The sequence below is a fragment of the Pseudomonas petrae genome (assembly GCF_021728295.1).
GTDB lineage: Bacteria > Pseudomonadota > Gammaproteobacteria > Pseudomonadales > Pseudomonadaceae > Aquipseudomonas > Aquipseudomonas petrae.
Window position 1 is genome coordinate 182,473 of sequence record NZ_JAKJXE010000005.1, and the last position, 13,475, is coordinate 195,947.

The 13,475-nt window shown below is 61.0% G+C and carries 13 protein-coding genes; 4 read left to right on the plus strand and 9 right to left on the minus strand.

Translation table 11 applies throughout. The features are described from left to right. Nucleotides 1-37: 37 nt before the first annotated feature. Together L4G42_RS10470 and L4G42_RS10475 are read right to left on the minus strand one after the other, a co-directional pair. Complete coding sequence (locus L4G42_RS10470; protein WP_237250449.1) at nt 38-724, minus strand: ATPase; 687 nt, start codon at nt 722-724, stop codon at nt 38-40. A gap of 43 nt (nt 725-767) precedes the next feature. Beyond that, nucleotides 768-1,031, minus strand: a complete 264-nt coding sequence (locus L4G42_RS10475; RefSeq protein ID WP_237250450.1) for a hypothetical protein — start codon at nt 1,029-1,031, stop codon at nt 768-770. A 298-nt stretch (nt 1,032-1,329) separates the two neighbouring features. On the opposite strand from L4G42_RS10475, the gene L4G42_RS10480 reads away from it, so the two are divergent. Both L4G42_RS10480 and L4G42_RS10485 read left to right on the plus strand, forming a co-directional pair. After that, complete coding sequence (locus L4G42_RS10480) at nt 1,330-2,451, plus strand: AAA family ATPase (RefSeq protein ID WP_237250451.1); 1,122 nt, start codon at nt 1,330-1,332, stop codon at nt 2,449-2,451. Continuing rightward, nucleotides 2,448-3,803: a DUF58 domain-containing protein gene (locus tag L4G42_RS10485; protein ID WP_237250452.1), complete on the plus strand. Its 1,356-nt coding sequence runs from the start codon at nt 2,448-2,450 to the stop codon at nt 3,801-3,803. The genes L4G42_RS10480 and L4G42_RS10485 overlap by 4 nt, the downstream gene beginning before the upstream one ends. Nucleotides 3,804-3,814: 11 nt before the next feature. Here the strand turns inward: L4G42_RS10485 and L4G42_RS10490 are convergent, their stop codons facing one another. Beyond that, a complete protein-coding gene (locus L4G42_RS10490) occupies nt 3,815-4,174 on the minus strand; it encodes a PilZ domain-containing protein (protein ID WP_237250453.1) in 360 nt (119 codons plus the stop codon). Nucleotides 4,175-4,488: 314 nt separating this feature from the next. Further along, nucleotides 4,489-4,863 carry a tetratricopeptide repeat protein gene (locus L4G42_RS10495; RefSeq protein WP_172609527.1) on the minus strand — a complete coding sequence of 125 codons (375 nt, stop codon included), beginning with the start codon at nt 4,861-4,863 and terminating at the stop codon, nt 4,489-4,491. A gap of 179 nt (nt 4,864-5,042) precedes the next feature. On the opposite strand from L4G42_RS10495, the gene pyk reads away from it, so the two are divergent. Continuing rightward, a complete protein-coding gene (pyk, locus tag L4G42_RS10500; RefSeq protein WP_237250454.1) occupies nt 5,043-6,494 on the plus strand; it encodes a pyruvate kinase in 1,452 nt (483 codons plus the stop codon). Nucleotides 6,495-6,569: 75 nt separating this feature from the next. Here the strand turns inward: pyk and L4G42_RS10505 are convergent, their stop codons facing one another. Continuing rightward, nucleotides 6,570-7,508 (minus strand): iron-sulfur-binding ferredoxin reductase, encoded by a 939-nt coding sequence (locus L4G42_RS10505; RefSeq protein WP_237250455.1) that lies wholly within the window; start codon nt 7,506-7,508, stop codon nt 6,570-6,572. Next, nucleotides 7,501-8,607, minus strand: coding sequence for a GGDEF domain-containing protein (locus L4G42_RS10510; RefSeq protein ID WP_419789363.1), 1,107 nt, complete (start codon nt 8,605-8,607; stop codon nt 7,501-7,503). Before L4G42_RS10510 ends, L4G42_RS10505 begins: the two co-directional genes overlap by 8 nt. 413 nt (nt 8,608-9,020) lie before the next feature. On the opposite strand from L4G42_RS10510, the gene L4G42_RS10515 reads away from it, so the two are divergent. Further along, the gene (locus L4G42_RS10515) at nt 9,021-10,544 is read left to right on the plus strand and encodes a fumarate hydratase (protein ID WP_237250456.1); all 1,524 of its coding nucleotides are present in this window, start codon (nt 9,021-9,023) and stop codon (nt 10,542-10,544) included. A gap of 79 nt (nt 10,545-10,623) precedes the next feature. On the opposite strand, the gene L4G42_RS10520 is transcribed toward L4G42_RS10515, so the two are convergent. The 3 genes from L4G42_RS10520 to L4G42_RS10530 form a co-directional block, all read right to left on the minus strand. Next, complete coding sequence (locus tag L4G42_RS10520; RefSeq protein WP_237250457.1) at nt 10,624-11,781, minus strand: phospholipase D-like domain-containing protein; 1,158 nt, start codon at nt 11,779-11,781, stop codon at nt 10,624-10,626. Between the two features lie 149 nt (nt 11,782-11,930). Then, nucleotides 11,931-12,269: an amidase gene (locus L4G42_RS10525; protein WP_237250458.1), complete on the minus strand. Its 339-nt coding sequence runs from the start codon at nt 12,267-12,269 to the stop codon at nt 11,931-11,933. Then, nucleotides 12,266-13,354, minus strand: coding sequence for a serine hydrolase domain-containing protein (locus tag L4G42_RS10530; RefSeq protein WP_237250459.1), 1,089 nt, complete (start codon nt 13,352-13,354; stop codon nt 12,266-12,268). Before L4G42_RS10530 ends, L4G42_RS10525 begins: the two co-directional genes overlap by 4 nt. Between the last annotated feature and the right edge of the window lie 121 nt (nt 13,355-13,475).

Here is a 13,475-nt window from a genome sequence, read left to right on the forward strand (position 1 = left end):
CAGTCATGTCGCTGCGCTGGCTACTGGCAATGCCGTATCAGTCTTCGGCTGCGCCTAAGACTTTGTTGACGTAACTCTCAACGAACCAATCGGGCAAATCCTCGAACCGGAATTCGAAATCGGTGCCGTCGGTGACTTCTGCAAGCAAGACAGCCTCGGCTTCCGAGTTATCGAAAATGTAAGCCCGATTGGTCGCCTCAACTGCAGCAGGAAGCAAATCAAGCGAGCCCTTGTAGCGCTTGCGAATTTTGTCCTCGGGTACATTGTGACCACCTTCTGCAACTCGGTTGGCTACCCTCTGGATGTTGATGTCCACAGAGTCAGTGGAAACGTAATAGAGGTAAGTGCGGTAGCCCCTGCGCTGTGCCATTTCCAGAAACTCGACCTTGTCAGGGCTGGACATCACCGTTTCGAAGGTAAAATTTTCGCCAAGTTCCAGTAACTGATGCCGAATGAAATCGGCAATTGCCGAGGCGAAATAGGAATCCATTGGTACGCACGTGAACTCAACGCGGTTTCCATTTAGCCCAATCAATTTCGCCTGGGCCTGCCTGTTGAATTTGACGAGCAGCGAATGCTCATCGATAAATGAATGCAATGCTTGGGGTGTGGTGTGAATTTTGTACGTCGAGAGGTCCAGAAAACCGGTTTCGTTGACCTCGTGTTCGATGTCATCGGCGTTGACGTAGATACCAATGAGATTCGCCGGGACAAAGCCCTTCATCGTGGATTTACCGCTGCCATTAGGCCCCGCCCAGCAGCGCGCCCTAGGCACTGGCTTTCAGCCGGCGAACCTTGTGCACTTTGCCAAGCTGGACTTTAGTACGAGGCTTGGCCGGGGCGATTACCCGCACCGAGCCGTCAGCTTTGGCTTCAACCATATTGGTGCCCTGGATGCGGTACACAGTCAGCCCCGACGACAGCGCTCGGTAGTATGCCGAGACGGTCGCGCTTGCAGCCAATACAGGGATTTTGTCCTCAAGGTTCAGCATGTCCTCTTCAGACAATTTTTTTGTTTCGACCTTAGCCATGATGTTCTCCGGCAGTTCAGTTTCATTCGGCAAGCAGGTTCGTCGTGATTCTAGCCCAAGTGGGGCCGCCAATCTCGATTGTGTCGTTTCACAGGAGCCGAGCATGTCGCTTCAGGGTTCTGGACATACACTCAAGATCGGACAAACATGGCTTCTACTCCTTTCGATCAAACCTCAACGCAGCGTCGCCTTTGACCGTTGAGGCTCGATACATTCCAAGGTGCGGCGAGCGAGGGAGCTTGTTCACCGGCGCCCCGGCAAAATTCCAGCAAAGTCAAATTAGGTAAGCGCTCGATTTATGGACGATAAAACGGACTTGAAAGTTAGCAAGGCGCCAGAGCATGTGAGCGATCAACCGACCGAGCCAAGCCACGCGGCCAATCACCTTCCCACGCCCGAACCCATAGCCGTGGACCACAAGCACACCGAGCCGGCCACCGCTTCGGGCAGCAATCCGGCGCAGCAGCGACAGCGTGCGATTCATCTGGCGCAGGCGGTGCGGCACGAGTTGCAAAAAGCGGTCATCGGCCAGGACGCGGTGATCGATGATGTGCTGACCGCACTGATCGGCGGTGGCCATGTCTTGCTCGAAGGCGTGCCCGGGCTGGGCAAGACGCTGCTAGTGCGGGCGCTGGCTCGGTGTTTCGGCGGCGAGTTCGCGCGCATTCAGTTCACCCCTGACCTGATGCCCAGCGATGTGACCGGCCATGCCGTTTACGACATGCAGAGCGAGCAGTTCAAGCTGCGCAAAGGACCGCTGTTTACCCATCTGCTGCTTGCGGACGAGATCAACCGCGCACCGGCCAAGACCCAGGCCGCGCTGCTTGAGGCGATGCAGGAACGTCAGGTCACGCTGGAGGGCCGAGCGCTGCCGGTGCCGCAACCGTTCATGGTGCTCGCGACGCAGAACCCGATCGAGCAGGAAGGCACTTATCCGCTGCCCGAAGCCGAGCTCGACCGCTTCATGCTCAAGGTGCGTATGGATTATCCCCAGGCCGATCAGGAGCTGGAGATGGTCCGCCAGGTCACGCGTTCGACGCGCTCCGACATGCTCGACATCCAGCCCCTGCGCACCTTGATGCAGGCAAAAGATGTGCTGGCGCTGCAACGCATCGCCAGCGATCTGCCGGTGGATGAACAGGTGCTCGATTACGCCGTGCGGCTGGCCCGCGCGACTCGCACGTGGCCGGGCCTGACGCTGGGTGCCGGGCCGCGGGCATCCATCGCGCTGATTCGGGGAGCACGCGCCCGTGCGCTGTTGCGAGGCGGTGAGTTCGTCGTACCCGACGACGTCAAAGGCTGCGCGCTGGCAGTGCTTCGGCACAGGGTGAGACTTGCGCCGGAGCTGGACATCGAGGGGTTGTCGGTGGATCAAGTGCTCAAGCAATTGCTGGATCAGGTGGCGGCGCCGCGCCGATGAAGCCACTGCTCAAGCCGTCGACACGCCTGCTCTGGTGGCTGGCCGTTCTCCTCGGCGTATCGGTGCTGCTCGGTATTCTGCAAGCATTGGGACGAGGCCCGGTCGCACGGCTGGACGGCTTTTTCTGGACCCTGCTGTGGATAATGGCTGCTGTGGCAGGGCTGGATGCGGGATGGCTCTGGCGCTTGCCCTCCCCTCGAGTAAAGCGGCATTTGACCGGCAGTCTGGGAATGGGACGCTGGAGCGAGGTGCGGGTCGAGGTGGAACACGATTCACCCCGCGCGCTGCATATGACCCTCTTTGATCATGGGCCCTCAGAGCCGGACGCCCGTTACGAAACCGAAAGTCTGCCCCAGGACGTCGTGCTGCGCCCGCAACGCACGGCCCAGCTGACCTATCGGCTGCGCCCGGCCAGTCGGGGGGATTTCACTTTCGAACGGACCGAGATTCTCATGCGCAGCCCGTTGCGCCTGTGGTCATCCCGGCGTTATGTGCCCAACCATGACGCCGTCCGGGTGTACCCGGATTTCGCCCGGTTGCAGAACGGGCAGTTGTTGGGCGTCGAGAACTGGCTCAGGCAGATCGGCATCCGCCAACAGCCGCGTCGGGGGCTGGGCCTGGAATTTCATCAACTGCGCGAATTTCGTGAAGGCGACAGCCTGCGTCAGATCGACTGGAAAGCCACTGCGCGGCATCGCGCCCCCATTGCGCGGGAATATCAGGATGAGCGCGATCAGCAAATCCTGTTCATGCTGGACTGTGGCCGACGCATGCGCAGCCAGGACGGCGCGCTGACGCACTTCGACCATGGGCTGAACGCCTGCCTGCTGCTGAGCTACGTCGCCTTGCGTCAGGGCGACGCGGTCGGCCTTTCAACCTTCGCGGGCGACCAGGACCGGCATCTGCCACCCGTCAAAGGCGCGGGCCAACTGAACGTTCTGTTGAATCACCTCTATAACGTCAACGCGACCCAGCGCCCTGCGGATTACGCGGTAGCGATGCGAAACATCCTCGCGCGGCAGAAGCGCCGGGCGTTGGTGGTGGTGATCACTAACCTGCGGGACGAGGATGACGAGCAGTTACTCGAAGCGGTCAAACAGCTGAGTCGCCATCATCGGGTGCTGATTGCCAGTCTGCGAGAGGTCGTACTCGACGAGCTGCGCCAAACGCCGGTGCAGACCTGGCAAGAGGCTGTCGACTATTGCGGGACGGTCGACCTGCTAAACGCACGCAGCGGGCTGCATGAGCGATTGATCGCCCATGGAATCCCGGTGCTGGACGTGCGCCCCAGTGAGCTGGGGCCGGAGTTGGTGAGCCGATACATGAGCTGGAAAAAGGCCGGCGCGCTGTAGCGCGCTTACCTTCAGGCGGACGCTTCCAGCGGATAGAAGCTGAAGTAGTGCTGCAAAGCCTGAATGAGGCCAAAGTATTCCGCCGGCGCCGCTTGCAGGCGGAAGCCGGAATCGAACACGCGCGGGGTTTCGTCTTCCCGACACCACAGGCAGCTGGCGTCGATATCGATGTTGTACATGCCGCTCTTGCCGTCAGGTACTTTCAGGCGCAGCTGAAAATCGGCCCCCACCAGAATGGGCAGATCGCTGATCAGCATCAGGCCCTGCTCAGATACGTTCCCCAGGCAACCCAACGGTTTATCGGTGTACCGGTTGAACACTTGCAGGTAGTAAGGCAGTTGGTGACGTTGTATTCGTCTTTCATTAAGCATTCGGACACTCGCCCTGAGATGACCATTGAGCATGGCCGCGCTAGTGCTTTGGGATTCGGTTGCACGGAACTGCCAGACCCGTGACGCCATAATCCATCAGTTGAAAAAACCGATGACGACATCTGACTCATTCGGCACTGGCAAAAGTCACTGATCCGAGTAGCCGATCAGCGATAACCACACCTATCGCCCCGCTTTCGGATCAGTGGCGCTGCCGCCTCCGTCAAAACACTTAGGTCCCTACCCATCGCAGCCTAGCTCAGGTTTTCCCGATATCCACCCGGAAACGCAACCGTACATCCACTCGGGTGTAACTACCGTGAAGCAGCGCGAGGTGTGGCGGGCGGGGCCAGGTTGTCATGGCCGAGCTGATGCAAGGTATCCAGGCGGGCCTTGGCGCGGAACGCATACTCGCTTTCCGGAAACTGGGTAATGATGAACTGGTAGGTCTGCACCGCATCCATGTAGAACTTCTGGCGTTCCAGGCACTGGCCACGCAACATCGACACTTCGGGCTGTACGTAGCGACGCGAACGGCTTTCCCGATCGACTTTCGACAGGTTGTACATCACCGCGTCACAGTCGCCCTGGGCGTAGGCGCGGTTGGCATTGTTCAAATGGCTGTTCATTGCCCAGCGGGTGCAGCCACCCAAGGCAAGCAGCGCCACTAATATCATCACGATTCGCATGAGAGTCTCCTGTGCTCAGCCGCTATATCGGCGTATTCCGGGATTTCTTCAAGGCCGATTTGAGTGCCGCCGTCCTGCCGATTGCCCAGCGATCAGGGGGTCAGGTAGTGCAAAGGAACAATGACTACAGAGCAATACAGTAGTAGCCTCTCGCTGCGCTTCATTTAAGGAGTTTGTGCATGACCGTTCGCCGCACCAAAATCGTAGCCACACTGGGCCCTGCCAGTAATTCGCCAGAAGTCATCGAGAAGCTGATTCTTGCTGGCCTGGACGTCGCCCGCCTGAACTTCTCCCACGGCACGCCCGACGAGCACAAGGCTCGCGCGAAGCTGATCCGCGACATCGCCGCCAAGAACGGCCGGTTCGTCGCGTTGCTGGGTGACCTTCAAGGCCCGAAAATCCGCATCGCCAAATTCGTCAACAAGAAGATCGAGCTGAAGGTAGGTGACAAGTTCATCTTCTCCACCAGCCATCCTCTGACCGACGGCAACCAGGATATCGTCGGTATCGATTACCCCGATCTGGTCAAGGACTGCGGTGTCGGCGACGAGTTGCTGCTGGATGATGGGCGCGTGGTCATGCGCGTTGACACGCAAACCGCCGATGCACTGCATTGCACCGTGACCATTGGCGGCCCGCTGTCGGATCACAAAGGCATCAACCGTCGCGGCGGCGGCCTCACAGCTCCGGCGCTGACCGAGAAAGACAAGCAGGACATCAAGCTTGCTGCCGAAATGGACCTGGATTACCTGGCCGTTTCGTTCCCGCGTGATGCGGCGGACATGGAATACGCGCGCAAACTGCGTGACGAGTCCGGCGGCACGGCCTGGCTGGTGGCGAAGATCGAACGCGCCGAAGCCGTTGCCAACGACGAAACCCTCGATGCGCTGATCCGCGCCAGCGATGCGGTCATGGTTGCCCGTGGCGACCTGGGCGTGGAAATCGGCGATGCCGAGCTGGTAGGCGTCCAGAAGAAAATCATCCTGCACGCACGTCGCCATAACAAGGCGGTGATCGTTGCCACGCAGATGATGGAATCGATGATTTCAAGCCCCATGCCAACCCGCGCTGAAGTGTCCGACGTGGCCAACGCCGTGCTCGACTACACCGACGCCGTGATGCTGTCCGCTGAAAGTGCCGCAGGTTCCTATCCGGTCGAAGCCGTTGAAGCGATGGCGCGTATCTGCGTCGGCGCCGAGCGTCATCCGACCGGCAAGACCTCCAGCCACCGCGTCGGTCACTCGTTCACCCGTTGTGACGAAAGCATCGCGCTGGCCGCCATGTACACCGCCAACCATTTCCCTGGCGTGAAAGCGATCATCGCGTTGACTGAAAGCGGCTACACCCCGCTGATCATGTCGCGCATTCGCTCCTCGGTGCCGATCTACGCGTTTTCCCCACACCGCGGCACCCAGGCGCGCGCGGCGATGTTCCGTGGCGTTTACACCATTCCGTTCGACCCGGCGGCACTGCCGGCCGGTCAGGTCAGCCAGTCAGCTGTGGACGAACTGGTCAAACGCGGTCTGGTTGAGCAAGGCGACTGGGTAATCCTGACCAAGGGCGACAGCTACCACACCATCGGCGGCACCAACGGCATGAAGATCCTGCACGTCGGCGACCCAATGGTTTAAGCGACACCGCAACACTAAAAAGCCCCGCCTCGTGAGAGTGCGGGGCTTTTTCATGTCCTGAAGACGCAAGGGCTGTCAGCCCTTCTCCACAAACACGTCCGCCAGTAACTGACTGCGCGGCAGTCCTGCGATGAACAGCCGCTTTGAAAACGCCTCGACGCTGGTGGGCGATCCGCAAACGAGCGCGATGGTCTGACGGGATGTCACGCGCAACGTACCCAGCACAGCCGCGAAGGCTGATAGCTCGATCAACTCCACACGCAGGTTCGAATGCTGGTTCGCCAGCCCGCCGAGAGCGCCGGCCAGATAATGCTCCTGGGGTTCACGTGCCAGATGCAGCAGGCGAATTTCGCCCTGATGCCCCTGCCGCAACGCCTCGCGCAGCACTCCCCACAACGGCGCCAGTCCCGTGCCTGCCGCCAGCAGCCACAGCGGCCGGTCCTGCCAGTCGGGGTCATAGCGCAGCGCGCCGCCCTGCAGTTCGCCGAGGCGAATCGGATCATCGTTTTTCAGCGTGCGCGCGACATCAGCGAAAGCGCCCGGGCGCTGGCAATCAATATGAAATTCAAGAAAGGGATTGTCTCCCGGCACGCTCGCCAACGAGTAAGGCCGCGCCACGCCGCTTTCGGTCCAGAGCACCAGGTGCTGACCGACGCGATAGCGCAACGGGCGTTCGGGGTTCAGTCGCAAGCGCAGCACCGACGGGCTCAGCCAGTCCGCACCAACGACGGTTGCCGGCAAGCCATCGCGCATGGGATCGAAGATTTCGACGGTCAGGTCGCTCGTCACCCGGCACTGGCACGACAGCCGCCAGCCCTGGGCACGCTTGTCGGCATCCAGCGCATCGGGTGCGGTGTCCAGCGGATCACCACTGACGCATCGCACCATACACGCGTGGCAACTGCCGGCTCGGCAACTGTAGGGGACGGACAACCCGGCGTCGTTAAGCGCGTCGAGCAAATTGGCCGCAGGCGCCACCGACCATTGCCGGTCGCCCACACGCAACTCAGGCATCGGCGTAATCCCAGGCGCCGTGGCAACGGTTACGGCCCTGGTGCTTGGCGCGATACAGCGACTGGTCGGCCCGTTGCAGCGCGCGGTCCATGTGATCGCCGCGCTCGATAACCGTCATGCCGATCGACAGGCTCAGGTCCAGTTCAGGAAACTCGGGCAGCGTGACATGGGTAAAAGCGAGTCGGATACGTTCGCAGCAATCGACCAGTTGCGCACGGGTGCAACGCGGAATCAGCAGCACGAATTCCTCACCGCCATAGCGCGCGAGGATGTCGTCGGAGCGCAGGCACTGGGCAGCGGTTTTGCCGAACATCTGCAGCACACGGTCCCCCGCCGCATGACCGTGAATATCGTTGACCCGCTTGAAGTGATCGAGGTCGATCAGCGCCAGACCGGCGGTGTAATTGCCGTCCATGAGCTCAAGTTCCCGGGTCGCTATGCGCAGGAAGTGACGGCGGTTACAGAGGTTGGTCAGTTCGTCGGTGGAAGCCAGCTCTTCGAGCTGTAGCATCATTCCGCGCAGGGTTTCCTGATGCGCCTGCAGGGTGATCCGGCGCTGATGCATGCGGTTGCGCGAGTTCTGCACGAAGCGCGCGAACAGGCACAGCCAGGAGAAAACGATGAACAGCGCGCAGGTCTGAATCGCCGCCAGTCCAGGATCGGAGAGCCGTCCGTGACTGGCGTCCCACAGGTTGACCCCAGCGAATCCCACCAGGGCGAACAGGGCGCACCGCGCGAAGATACTGAGGCGCAGGTGAAACAGTCCGAACATCAGCACCAACACGTAAACGACCAGAAAGGTGCCGCGGGAGGCTTCCATATGGCTGATCAGAAACGTCTGCCAGCCCAGCCCCAGCAGCACCTGAAACTCGGTCAGGCTGGGGTCTTTGAAGCGCCGGTTGTAGCCCCCGAAAAACACCAGGCTTAAAGCCGCCTGACAGAAGAGCACCAGCACACTGGTGGACCAGATGCCGAAAAAAGTGGCGTGATAGTAGCCGGTAAAATACGCCATCCATACGAGCATCAGCCCCAGCACATAGGTGCCGGTAGCGAGCGCGAAACGTTTCAGCAGCAAACGCTGGATAGTTTGGGCATTCACTCGTTGACTCATCATGGGTATTAAGGGTCCGTCCCGTACCGGCAAGATGACCTGTGATACTTTTCAGGCACCAGATCGAAGCAATCCTGCGCCGTGCGCGGTAATGCAGGCAGCTTGCCACTGTAGTGCTTGCGCAAAAAAATGACTATTCAAATTCCTGTGTTCCAGACGGCCGTAACAATCTGTTTCATCCATGTATCAGTGGTGCATGTTGTACGATGCTTGACCACTGTTAATCACTGGCAGATGTACCTGAAGAGACCTCGGGTTATACTGCCGCGCCTTTTTTACCACGACCTGCCGAGGTGTTGCCCGGCTGTCTGACGCCTGATCAAGATGCCTTCATCCGGCCTAAGCGGTACTGTCGCCACCCGCAATTCGAATGTTCCCGCCAAATCAGAGGAGCGCGCCCAATGACCGTGATCAAGCAAGATGACCTGATCCAGAGTGTCGCTGACGCCTTGCAGTTCATTTCTTATTACCACCCCGTTGACTTCATTCAGGCCATGCACGAGGCCTACCTGCGTGAGGAATCCCCCGCCGCACGGGATTCCATGGCCCAGATTCTGATCAACTCGCGCATGTGCGCCACCGGTCATCGGCCGATCTGCCAGGACACCGGCATTGTCACCGTGTTCGTCCGCGTCGGCATGGACGTGCGCTGGGATGGGGCGACCATGGGCCTGGACGACATGATCAACGAAGGCGTGCGTCGCGCCTACAACCTGCCGGAAAACGTCTTGCGCGCCTCGATCCTCGCCGATCCGGCCGGCGCCCGCAAGAACACCAAGGACAACACACCTGCCGTCATTCATTACTCCATCGTCCCGGGTAACACCGTGGAAGTGGACGTGGCGGCCAAGGGCGGCGGTTCGGAAAACAAATCGAAGATGGCGATGCTCAACCCATCCGACTCGATCGTCGACTGGGTGCTGAAAACCGTGCCGACCATGGGCGCTGGCTGGTGCCCACCGGGCATGCTCGGCATCGGCATCGGCGGTACCGCCGAGAAAGCCGCGGTCATGGCCAAGGAAGTCTTGATGGAATCCATCGACATCCACGAGCTCAAGGCACGCGGCCCGTCGAACCGTCTGGAAGAAATGCGTCTGGAGCTGTTCGAGAAGGTCAACCAGTTGGGCATCGGCGCCCAGGGCCTCGGCGGTCTGACCACCGTGCTCGACGTCAAGATCATGGATTACCCGACCCACGCCGCGTCGCTGCCGGTGTGCATGATCCCCAACTGCGCCGCCACCCGTCACGCCCACTTCGTGCTCGACGGCTCCGGCCCCGCTTCGCTGGAAGCGCCGCCGCTGGACGCCTACCCGGAAATCGTCTGGGAAGCCGGCCCGTCGGCTCGTCGGGTCAACCTCGACACGCTGACGCCGGAAGACGTGCAGAGCTGGAAGCCAGGCGAAACCGTCCTGCTCAACGGCAAGATGCTCACCGGACGCGACGCGGCGCACAAGCGCATGGTCGAGATGCTGAACAAGGGTGAGACCCTGCCGGTCGATCTGAAAGGTCGCTTCATCTATTACGTCGGCCCGGTTGATCCGGTCGGTGACGAAGTGGTGGGGCCTGCCGGTCCGACCACCGCGACGCGGATGGACAAGTTCACCCGCCAGATCCTCGAGCAGACCGGCCTGCTGGGCATGATCGGCAAATCCGAGCGCGGCCCGACCGCCATCGAAGCGATCAAGGACCATAAGGCCGTTTACCTGATGGCCGTCGGCGGCGCCGCTTATCTGGTCGCTCAGGCAATCAAGAAGTCGCAAGTGCTGGCCTTCCCTGAAATGGGCATGGAAGCGATCTACGAGTTCGAGGTCAAGGACATGCCGGTCACTGTTGCGGTCGACAGCAAGGGCGAGTCGGTCCACATCACCGGCCCTGCCATCTGGCAGAAGAAGATCAGTGAAAGCCTGGCGGTCGAAGTGCAATAAGCGTTTCAACGCTAAAACAAACAAGCCCGACCTGCGTGTCGGGCTTTTTTGTGGGCGACATCGGTGCGTTACCGGGCGCTTAGCCGCGCCGATCCAGCACATTCACCACAAGCCGATCCAGCCATCCCCACACCCGCTCCTGAACCCGCCGCCACAGCGGTCTGGATTTCCAGGCGTCCAGGGTGATTTCGCTGCTCACGGCGAAATCCTTGGTGAAGCTGGTGGCCACGGCGAGGGTCAGCGCGGGGTCGATCGCTTCGAGGTTGGCTTCCAGATTGAAGCGCAGGTTCCAGTGATCGAAGTTGCACGAGCCCACGCTGACCCAGTCGTCGATCAGCACCATTTTCAGGTGCAGAAAGCACGGTTGGTACTCGAAGATTTTGACCCCGGCCTTGAGCAGGCGCGGGTAATACCGGTGACCCGCATAGCGAACCGACGGGTGATCGGTGCGCGGCCCGGTCAGCAACAGGCGCACGTCGACGCCCCGGGAGGCCGCGCGACGCAACGCGCGGCGGACTTTCCAGGTTGGCAGAAAATACGGCGTTGCCAGCCATATGCGCGTCTTGCTGGTGTTCAGCGCGCGCACCAGGGACTGCACGATATCCCGATGCTGACGGGAGTCGGCATACGCCACACGTCCCAGTCCATGCCCACCGACGGGCGCCTTGGGCAAGCGCGGCAGGCCGAAGTTTTCCGCCGGCCGCCACGCTCGTCGCCGAGGGTTGGCGTGAAACTGGCGGTCGAACAGCGCTTGCCAGTCGATCACCAGCGGGCCGCGAATTTCCACCATCACCTCATGCCACTCGCTGCTGTTCAGGTCCGGGCGCCAGAACTCATCAGTGACGCCGGTCCCGCCCACCACCGCCAGCTCTTTATCGACCAGCAGCAGTTTGCGGTGGTCGCGGTAGAGGTTTCGAAAGCCACGCCGCCAATGGACGGGATTATAGAAACGCAGGATGACGCCGGCCTCTGTCAGGCGCTTGCGCAGGCTGAGGGTGAAAGCCGCTGCGCCGAAGCCATCGAACAGACACCGCACAATGACCCCGCGACTCGCCGCACTGACCAGCGCCTGCACGATCGCTTCGGCACAGGCGCCGGCCTCGACCAGATACAGTTCGAGCTCGATCTGCTGCTGCGCGCCTTCGATCGCGGCGATCATGCGCGGAAAAAACGCCGGGCCGTCGATCAGCAGGTTGAACTGATTTTCTTCGCGCCACGGGAAAATCGCGCCCTTCATGGTCGGCTCGCCTTGGCGGTAAGGGGACAGGCTTCAGCGGCGCTTGCCGAGCGGGCAAGCGAGGAAGGAATGCGAATGGACATGCGGACTCCAGAGGGTGCGATACGCAACCCTATCCGCCTGTCTGACCGCAGGCAAACTTCAACGTTCTACGGCACCGGCGGCGACAACCGACAGCCCTGGCGCGGGCCCTCCCATTGCGCTGCGCTCTCGCGGCCCCACCCTCTCGCGGTGATGCGTTTGTTCAGGGCGTCTTCGTTGATGGTGCTCGGCAGCCATTGCTTCACGTAGCTCTGGCAGTAGTGCGCCGGGTTGTTCATGACAAAGCGGCATGAACAATATTCCTTGGCGGTGTAAGCGCTGATGATGCTGGGGAACACCTGCAGCTGGACGCGCCAGTTCCACATCAGGCCGGCGATGATCAGCAGAACCAGCAGGGCGAGACTGCCAAACGGGCGGCGTCGGATGAATGCTTTGCGAGCGTTCATTTATCACCCTCCCCGGCTACGGCCTTCAGCGCCAGCTTGAGCAACTGGTTGTGGTCGTAGCTGCCGTCGCGATCGTCGGCGTATCGAACGATTAACAGTCCCGCGCTGGGGATGACATACAGCGCCTGCCCCCAATGGCCGAGGGCGGCAAAGGTATCGGGAGGTGCGTCGGGCCACGGACCCGGCGCGCCGTCTGCAGTCCTGTTCAGCCACCAGTGACCGCCAGGGGCTTCGTCGGTCGGCGTCAGGGATTTGAACGGGGTGAGGTTGAAATCCACCCAGGCCCTGGGCAGCAACTGGCGGTCTTGCCAGCGCCCGCCGCGTTCCATCAGCAGGCCGATGCGCGCCAGGTCGCGTGCCGTCATGTACGCATAAGACGACCCTACGAAAGTGCCGGTGGCATCGCGCTCCCACACGGCACTGTTGATGCCCAGCGGCTCGAACAAGGCGGTCCAGGGGTAATCGGCATAGGCGCCCTCACCGACCATGCTTTTCAGCGCGGCGGCGAGAACGGTGCTGTCGCCGCTGGAATACCGGTATGAAGTGCCCGGCGCACCGGCGACGCCGTGTTCGGCGGTGTACTGCGCCATGTCGCCGCGCCCTCGGGTGTAGAGCATCGCCACGACCGAAGAGTTGAGCGGCGCGTATTCGTAATCTTCCTGCCAGTCCAGCCCCGATGCCCAGTGCAGCAGGTCCTGAAGTTTGATATCGGGATGCGCGCCGAACGGCGGATAGAACCTGGCGACGGGGTCTTCAAGCTTGAAACGACCTTCACCAAAAGCGACGCCAAGCACGCTTGCCAGAATGCTTTTGCTGATCGACCAGGTGAGGTGCGGGGTGTCTGCCCGGGTCACGCTGCCATAGCGTTCATAAACAACTGCGCCGTCGTGAATGATCAGCAGCGCGTCTGTGCGCACGCCTTTGCGGGTGGCTTCGTCGCGGGTCGGGAAGGCGTAGTTCTCCAGAGCAGTGAGCGCGTCGTTTCGATTGAGCGGGCGCTCGGACCAGTCCGGCGCCGGCCAGTTTTCGGCCGCGGCAGAACAGGTGAGGAGCAACAGCGCGAAGACGAATAGCAGACGGCTCATGGAAGGGTCTCGGGCTCGGATGCAGGCAACCGTAGCAAGCAATGATGACAGCCCATCGAACACAACCCCCTGTCACGCAACCATCACCAAAGCTTAATGGTCGTGACACGGCCTCTCCCTA

Excerpts from the sequence above, each read along its gene's own strand:
- L4G42_RS10495 (WP_172609527.1), bottom strand. The coding sequence starts at position 4,863 with ATGCGAATCGTGATGATATTAGTGGCGCTGCTTGCCTTGGGTGGCTGC.
- L4G42_RS10520 (WP_237250457.1), bottom strand. The coding sequence starts at position 11,781 with ATGAAGGGCGCGATTTTCCCGTGGCGCGAAGAAAATCAGTTCAACCTG.
- L4G42_RS10515 (WP_237250456.1), top strand. The coding sequence starts at position 9,021 with ATGACCGTGATCAAGCAAGATGACCTGATCCAGAGTGTCGCTGACGCC.
- L4G42_RS10530 (WP_237250459.1), bottom strand. The coding sequence starts at position 13,354 with ATGAGCCGTCTGCTATTCGTCTTCGCGCTGTTGCTCCTCACCTGTTCT.
- L4G42_RS10505 (WP_237250455.1), bottom strand. The coding sequence starts at position 7,508 with ATGCCTGAGTTGCGTGTGGGCGACCGGCAATGGTCGGTGGCGCCTGCG.
- pyk (WP_237250454.1), top strand. The coding sequence starts at position 5,043 with ATGACCGTTCGCCGCACCAAAATCGTAGCCACACTGGGCCCTGCCAGT.
- L4G42_RS10490 (WP_237250453.1), bottom strand. The coding sequence starts at position 4,174 with ATGCTTAATGAAAGACGAATACAACGTCACCAACTGCCTTACTACCTG.
- L4G42_RS10480 (WP_237250451.1), top strand. The coding sequence starts at position 1,330 with ATGGACGATAAAACGGACTTGAAAGTTAGCAAGGCGCCAGAGCATGTG.
- L4G42_RS10475 (WP_237250450.1), bottom strand. The coding sequence starts at position 1,031 with ATGGCTAAGGTCGAAACAAAAAAATTGTCTGAAGAGGACATGCTGAAC.
- L4G42_RS10470 (WP_237250449.1), bottom strand. The coding sequence starts at position 724 with ATGAAGGGCTTTGTCCCGGCGAATCTCATTGGTATCTACGTCAACGCC.
- L4G42_RS10485 (WP_237250452.1), top strand. The coding sequence starts at position 2,448 with ATGAAGCCACTGCTCAAGCCGTCGACACGCCTGCTCTGGTGGCTGGCC.
- L4G42_RS10525 (WP_237250458.1), bottom strand. The coding sequence starts at position 12,269 with ATGAACGCTCGCAAAGCATTCATCCGACGCCGCCCGTTTGGCAGTCTC.